The 6,329-nt window shown below is 66.1% G+C and carries 4 protein-coding genes, 1 tRNA gene and 1 pseudogene; 2 read left to right on the forward strand and 4 right to left on the reverse strand.

All coding sequences use genetic code 11. The features are described 5' to 3' along the window. Positions 1 to 3 precede the first annotated feature (3 nt). The 4 genes from G5V65_RS03825 to G5V65_RS22620 are packed head-to-tail and all read right to left on the reverse strand — an operon-like array spanning position 4 to position 3,908. The gene (locus G5V65_RS03825; protein WP_165047204.1) at positions 4 to 1,143 is read right to left on the reverse strand and encodes a DNA polymerase III subunit delta'; all 1,140 of its coding nucleotides are present in this window, start codon (positions 1,141 to 1,143) and stop codon (positions 4 to 6) included. A gap of 3 nt (positions 1,144 to 1,146) precedes the next feature. Next, positions 1,147 to 1,764: a dTMP kinase gene (gene tmk / locus G5V65_RS03830; protein ID WP_165047206.1), complete on the reverse strand. Its 618-nt coding sequence runs from the start codon at positions 1,762 to 1,764 to the stop codon at positions 1,147 to 1,149. Continuing rightward, entirely contained in the window at positions 1,764 to 2,945 is a 1,182-nt protein-coding gene (locus tag G5V65_RS03835) for a D-alanyl-D-alanine carboxypeptidase family protein (protein ID WP_165047208.1), read from the reverse strand. Before G5V65_RS03835 ends, tmk begins: the two co-directional genes overlap by 1 nt. Before the next feature lie 33 nt (positions 2,946 to 2,978). Then, the gene (locus G5V65_RS22620; RefSeq protein ID WP_165047210.1) at positions 2,979 to 3,908 is read right to left on the reverse strand and encodes an SPOR domain-containing protein; all 930 of its coding nucleotides are present in this window, start codon (positions 3,906 to 3,908) and stop codon (positions 2,979 to 2,981) included. A gap of 349 nt (positions 3,909 to 4,257) precedes the next feature. Between G5V65_RS22620 and G5V65_RS03845 the strand changes: the two genes are divergently transcribed. Together G5V65_RS03845 and G5V65_RS03850 are read left to right on the forward strand one after the other, a co-directional pair. Beyond that, positions 4,258 to 4,347, forward strand: a tRNA-Ser gene (locus G5V65_RS03845). Between the two features lie 339 nt (positions 4,348 to 4,686). Beyond that, a pseudogene (locus G5V65_RS03850) lies at positions 4,687 to 6,252 on the forward strand (DNA methyltransferase); the annotation flags it as partial. Positions 6,253 to 6,329: the final 77 nt, after the last annotated feature.

Consider the following 6,329-nt stretch of genomic DNA (forward strand, 5'->3'; position numbering starts at 1 on the left):
GGCTCACCCATGGGCGAGCGTTCCCGCCGTCTCTTCCATTTTCAGAACCATATCCATGAGAAGCGCGGCAGGGTCAAGGTTGACCGCCTTGCCGCGCCGGGCACGCTGGGCCAGCGTCTGGGCGATGTCGGCCCAGGCGCGGGCCGCGTCGGGGCTTTCGGAGAGGCGGGTGATCAGGGCGGCTTCGCCGGGGGCGGCCTCGGGCGGAAGCTGGCGGGTGGCGGCGGCCCGGGCGAGGCGGGCGAGAAAGAGGTCGATCAGGGTGATCAGGAGATCGAACTGGGCCTCGGCCCCGCGGCCTGCGCCGCGTTCGGCCAGCGCCAGCGCGCGGGGGCGATCCAGCCGGGGCAGGGTGGAGAAGAGATCGACCAGCGCGGCATAGAGCTTCAGCCCGTCGAGGTTGGTGAGGCGGAACGCCTCGCCCACGGAACCGCCGGCGAGTTCGGCAAGGGCGGCGGCCTGATCCGGCGCCACCTCGCCCCCGGCCTGCGCGAGGGCCTGGGCCAGATCGGGCGGGGCAAGGGGCGCGAGCCGCAATTCGCGGCAGCGCGAGCGGATGGTGGGCAGCAGGCGGTGGGGCTGATGCGAGACCAGCAGGAAGGTTGTGGCGGGGGGCGGTTCCTCGAGCAGTTTCAGCAGGGCATTGGCGGCGCTGACATTCATCTCGTCGGCGCTGTCGATGATGGCGACGCGGCGGCCGCCATCGGCGGCAGAAAGGGTGAAGAAGGATTTCATCTTCCGCACCTCATCCACCGTGATGTCCTGCTTCAGGCGGGCGCCCTTGTCATCCCAGGGGCGGCGCAGCAGGAACAGCCGGGGTTCGGCGAGCGCCCGGATGCGGCGGGCGAGGGGATCATCCTCGGCGGTGTCCAGCGTTTCGGGCGGTGGGGGCGCGCCGAAAAGGCCGCCATCCTCGGCCGGGGCGGCGAGCAGGAAGCGGGCGAGCCGCCAGCAGAGCGTGGCCTTGCCCAGGCCGCGCGGGCCGGTCACCAGCCAGCCGTGATGCATGCGTCCGCCGTTGAAGGCGGCGAGGAAGCCGGATTCGGCCCTGTCATGGCCGAAGAGGCGGGCGGTTTCGCGGGGATGGGGGGCGCCTTCGATGCGGTCGGGTTCGGGGATGTCCTCGGGGGCGGTGGCAGCCATGGATCAGCCCAGATGCGGCAGGACGGTGGCGAGGATGTCGGCGGCGACGGCATCCGCATCGCGCGCGCCGTCGATCAGGCGGAACCGGGCATGGCGGGCGGCAAGGTCGAGGAAGCCCGCGCGCATGCGGATCTGGGTGTCCAGACCCATATCCTCGAACCTGAGTTCCGTGCCGGCGCGGGCGCGGGCGCGGGACAGGCCAAGCGCGGGGTCGATGTCGACAAGGATCGTCAGGTCGGGTTCGGTGCCGATCATCAGATCGTGCAGGCGGTCCACCGTGGCCACGAGATCGCCGCGCGTGATGCCCTGGTAGATGCGGGTTGAATCGGCGAAGCGGTCGGTGATGACGATGTCGCCGCGCGCCAGCGCCGGGCGGATGGTCTTTTCCAGATGGTCGCGGCGGGCGGCGGTGAAGAGCAGGATCTCGGTTTCCGCCGACCAGCGATCCGGGTCGCCCTCCAGCACGAGGCGGCGGATTTCCTCGGCCCCCGGAGAGCCGCCGGGTTCGCGCGTCAGGGTGACGCTGCGTCCCCGGGCGCGCAGGGCATCGGCAAGCAGCCGGGCCTGCGTGGATTTTCCCGAACCGTCGATGCCTTCGAAGCTGAGGAAATGCCCCGCCATCACGAGGCCGGGGCGGCCGCTTCGCCCGGATCGTTGAGGTAGCGCTGGATCAGTTGCTGTGCGGCGGTGGTCAGCCTTTTGCCAAAGCCGCCTGCGGCCACGTCGGTTTCGGCCACCAGCGGGATGCGCGCATCGGGCAGGTCGGGGACATGGACGATCAGTTCCGCCAGTTGCTGGCCCGCGCGGATCGGGGCCTTGATCGGGCCGGTATAGACGACTTCGGCCGAGACGCCTTCCTGCACCTGGGCGGGCACGAGCAGGCGCAGGTCTTCGGCCGGGACAAGGCCCACGCCATCCACCGCGCCCAGCCAGACCGGGGCTTCGGCCACGCGGCTGCCGGCCTTGACGATGGTCTTTTCGGCGAACTGGCGGAAGGCCCAGTTCACGATCGCCTCGGATTCCTCGGCGCGGTCCTTGTCGGAGGCGAGGCCGGTGATGACGAAGATGACCCGGCGTTCCCCCATGACGGCAGAGCCGACAAGGCCATAGCCCGCCTCGGAGGTGTGGCCGGTCTTGAGCCCGTCTGCCTGCCAGTCGGCCGCCGCGATGCGCAGAAGCGGATTGCGGTTGTTGGCATTGGCCGGGGCGCGATCCATGAAGTTGAATTCGGTCTCGGCGAAGATCGGGTAGTATTCCGGGAACTCCGAGATCAGCCTTTTGGCGAGGATGCCCAGATCGCGCATCGACATGCGATGGCCCGGATCGGGCCAGCCGGAGGCATTGGTGAAGTTGGAATTGGTCATCCCCAGCGCGCGGGCGCGTTCCGTCATCAGCCGGGCGAAGGCCTCTTCCGTGCCGGACAGGCCTTCGGCCACCACGACGCAGGCATCGTTGCCAGAGTTGATGACCATGCCATGGACCAGATCCATCACCGTGGGCCGGTCGGTTTCGTTCAGGAACATGGTCGATCCGCCCATCGCCTTGGCCCGGGAGGAGACGGCGAAGGTGGTTTCCGGCGTGACGCGACCATCGCGCAGCGCCTCGAACAGCATGTTGATCGTCATCAGCTTGGACATCGAGGCCGGGGGCAGGGGGGTATCGGCGTTCTTGTCCAGAAGCACGGTCTGCGTCGTCATGTCATAGACCCAGGCCGCGGTGGCGCGGGTTTCGAAGGCGCGCGCGGGAAGGGCCGCGAGGAGGGCGAGCGCGGCAAGGCCGAGGGCATGGCGCAGGATCTTCATGCGGAGTGGTCCTTCTGTATCAGTGACGGCGGCCTATCGCCCGATGGGATAGGCATCGGCAAAGCCCAGTTCCTTGACCCGCGCCAGCAGCGCCGCGCGGTCGCCGGTGCCGGAGGCGGTCACGCTCCACCATGTCTTGCCCTGGGTGGTTTCCTTGCGCGAGGTGGCGGTGATGCCCGCCTTGCGCAGCGAGGCGACGGCGCGGTCGGCATTGGCCTCGACCGAGAAGATGCCGATCTGGAGGGTGATGTCACCCTTGGCGGGGGCCGGGGCGGCGGGGGCAGGGGCCGGGGCGGTTGTCGGCGCGGCGGCGGCGGTTTCGGTGGTGGCTGCGGGGGCCGGAGAAGGCGCGGGGGCCGTGGCCGTGATGGCGGGGGTGGAGGCAGGCTTGTCTGCGGCCTGATCCTCGGCCTTGCCTTCGGCCTTGTCGATGGCGCTGCTGGCGGTGGCGTCGATCGAGGTGGCCGTCACGGCTTCGTTGGCATCAAGCAGGGGTTTTGCGGCATCGGTTTCCGGCGCGGCCTCTTCGCGGCGCAGGGCGGTGACGCTGATCTTGCCGGGTTGGCCTGCCAGAAGACCGAGCGCCTCGGCCGCATCGGAAGAGATCTGCAGGCGCGGGCCGGGATTGAACACCTCGCGCTTGAACAGCGCGCCGATGACGAATTTGCCATTGGCCGGGTTGCGCAGGATCACCCGTTCGGGATCCACCGCATCGGGCGAGGCCACCCAGACCCCGCCGAGCGAGGGCCGCCCGTCCCAGAGCGCCTGATCGGTGACCTGAAAGACCTCGGGCGCCTCGACATCGCGATCCACCAGTTTCACCGCGCGGGCGGGTGCGGCCGCCTCGGCCGATGCCGTATCCGCGGATTTGCGGGCAAAGGGATTCTGCCCCGGCTGGCACGCGGCCAGAAGCGCGATTGCCGGGAAAAGAAGCGCAAGCCGCGCTTTCGGAAGTCTTGCCATGTTCAGCCCCATCGCCGCGGGTTTTCCCGCGCGCATGTGCCGCCCGGATCGGAGCGGCGGTTATTCTTTACTGCCCTGCGGGCGGAGATATTCGGTGAATGCCCCTGCCTTGCGGGCGGATCATACAGTCAGGCTTTGCGCGTGGAAAGGGCAGGGGGCGGGGATGGGCGGAAATCTCACGCCATCGTGGCCTTTGGGCGTCGCGCAGGCCGCAGACCCCTTTCAAGGCCGCCGCGTCGCGCGGGTGCTGGACTGTCGGGCGCGAATGCGGCAAGAAGCGGCAGTCCTGCCCGACAACCGCCCCCGATGTCGCTTGCGCTGATCGGGGGCAGGACTGGCGGGCGGTCGGGGAAGTGTGGCCGAGTGGTTTAAGGCTCTGGTCTTGAAAACCAGCGTGCGGGAGACCGCACCGTGGGTTCGAATCCCACCGCTTCCGCCACTTGCCCTAGCGAAAGCGTTCTCCCGATCCGACTGCGGCCGGATTTTCTCGTTGTATTCGAGGGTTATGCGGGAGGGGCTGAGCACTGGCCCCGGCGCCGGGACTAAGCTAGGCGTTCTCTCTGGCCCATTTCTCTCCAAGGCTGTGAACTGTGCTCAAGCGGTACGCAATTTCTAAGTTATTGAAATTAATTCCTTGTTCCTGGGTTTCGGCGAGAGTGCGATCTCTGTCCCGTTTGCATGGATGTGCGACTGTCATCGAACTCTGTTGTGTCCTTTGACAGTATCGCAGTCCCAACCCATTCTATGAGGCAATTCGCAGAAGCAGTTATGAGCAGATATGAACGCGGTTGAGATTGAGCAGGCCATCTCCGAGCTGGCCGAGCAACCCTTCGATCGGCAGGAGTTCCCGTTTCAATTCCTCGCCGCCTTCGGCAACAAGGATGTGACCTTGAAGCGCTTGCGCTCCGGAGTGTCGAACAAGTCGGACTTGGGCGGTGTTCTGCAGGCCAATAACATCCACATTGCCACCTGCGATGTGGGCCATGTTCCGAATACCTTAGCTGCCCTCCGCGCCAGCCCCGCCACCGCCCGCGCCAGGGCCCGGTTCATCCTTGCAACTGACGGCGAGACTCTGGAGGCAGAGGACCTCACTTCCGACGATCCGCCCATCGCCTGCGCCTATCCCGATTTTCACAATCACTTCGGCTTCTTCCTGCCGCTCGCGGGCATCACCACCGTCAAGCAGATCCGCGAAAGCGCCTTTGACATCAAGGCCACCGGCCGCCTGAACCGGCTTTATGTCGAACTGCTGAAGGACAACCCCGAATGGGGGACCGAGGCGCGCCGCCACGACATGAACCACTTCATGGCGCGGCTGATCTTCTGCTTCTTCGCCGAAGACACCGGCATCTTCAACGGCGTCACCCTGTTCACCACCACCGTGGGCCAGTTCAGCGACAAAGACAGCAGCAATACCCATTGGGTGATCAGCGAAATCTTCCGGGCGATGAACACGAAGATCGAGGGTCGCCCAGCGTCCGGCCTTCGCAACTGGGCAAACGCCTTTCCCTATGTCAACGGCGGTCTCTTTTCCGGCGACACCGACGTTCCGCGCTTTTCCAAGATCGCGCGCAGCTACCTCTTGCACATCGGCAGCCTCGACTGGACCAAGATCAATCCCGACATCTTCGGCTCCATGATCCAGGCCGTCGCGGATGAGGGCGAGCGATCGGCGCTGGGCATGCACTACACCTCGGTGCCGAACATCCTGAAGGTGCTGAACCCGCTGTTCCTGGATGACCTGCGCGCGCAGTTGGAGGAGGCGGGCGACAACCACCGCAAACTGCTGAACCTGCGCAACCGGATGGCCAAGATCAGGGTGTTCGACCCCGCCTGCGGATCGGGCAACTTCCTTGTCATCGCCTACAAGGAGATGCGGGCGATCGAGGCCGAGATCAACAAACGTCGCGGCGAGGCGGACCGCAAGACTGACATCCCGAAAACCAACTTCCGCGGGATCGAGTTGCGTGACTTTGCCGCCGAAATCGCCCGTCTGGCGCTGATCATCGCAGAGTTTCAGTGCGACGTGACCTATCGCGGCGAGGTGCAGGCGCGGGCCGAGTTCCTGCCGCTGAACGCGCAGAACTGGATCACCCAAGGCAACGCCCTGCGGCTGGACTGGCTGTCGATCTGTCCGCCCACGGGGACCGGGGTGAAGTTCGTGGCCGAGGACCTGTTCCACACGCCGCTGGATCAGGCGCAGATCGACTTCGAGAACGAGGGTGGGGAGACATACATCTGCGGGAACCCGCCGTATCTGGGTAGTAAACGTCAGGTAGATGAACAGAAATCCGATCTAGCGCACGTCTTCGATAAGCACACAGACAACTGGAAGCCATTGGACCCCACATTTCCCAAGTAAGGCGCTGATTTCGCTGTCCTGACCATTATATTTCCTATATAAAACATGGTGTTGAAGGC

It is taken from the genome of Paragemmobacter kunshanensis, assembly GCF_011059185.1.
GTDB classification, from domain to species: domain Bacteria; phylum Pseudomonadota; class Alphaproteobacteria; order Rhodobacterales; family Rhodobacteraceae; genus Paragemmobacter; species Paragemmobacter kunshanensis.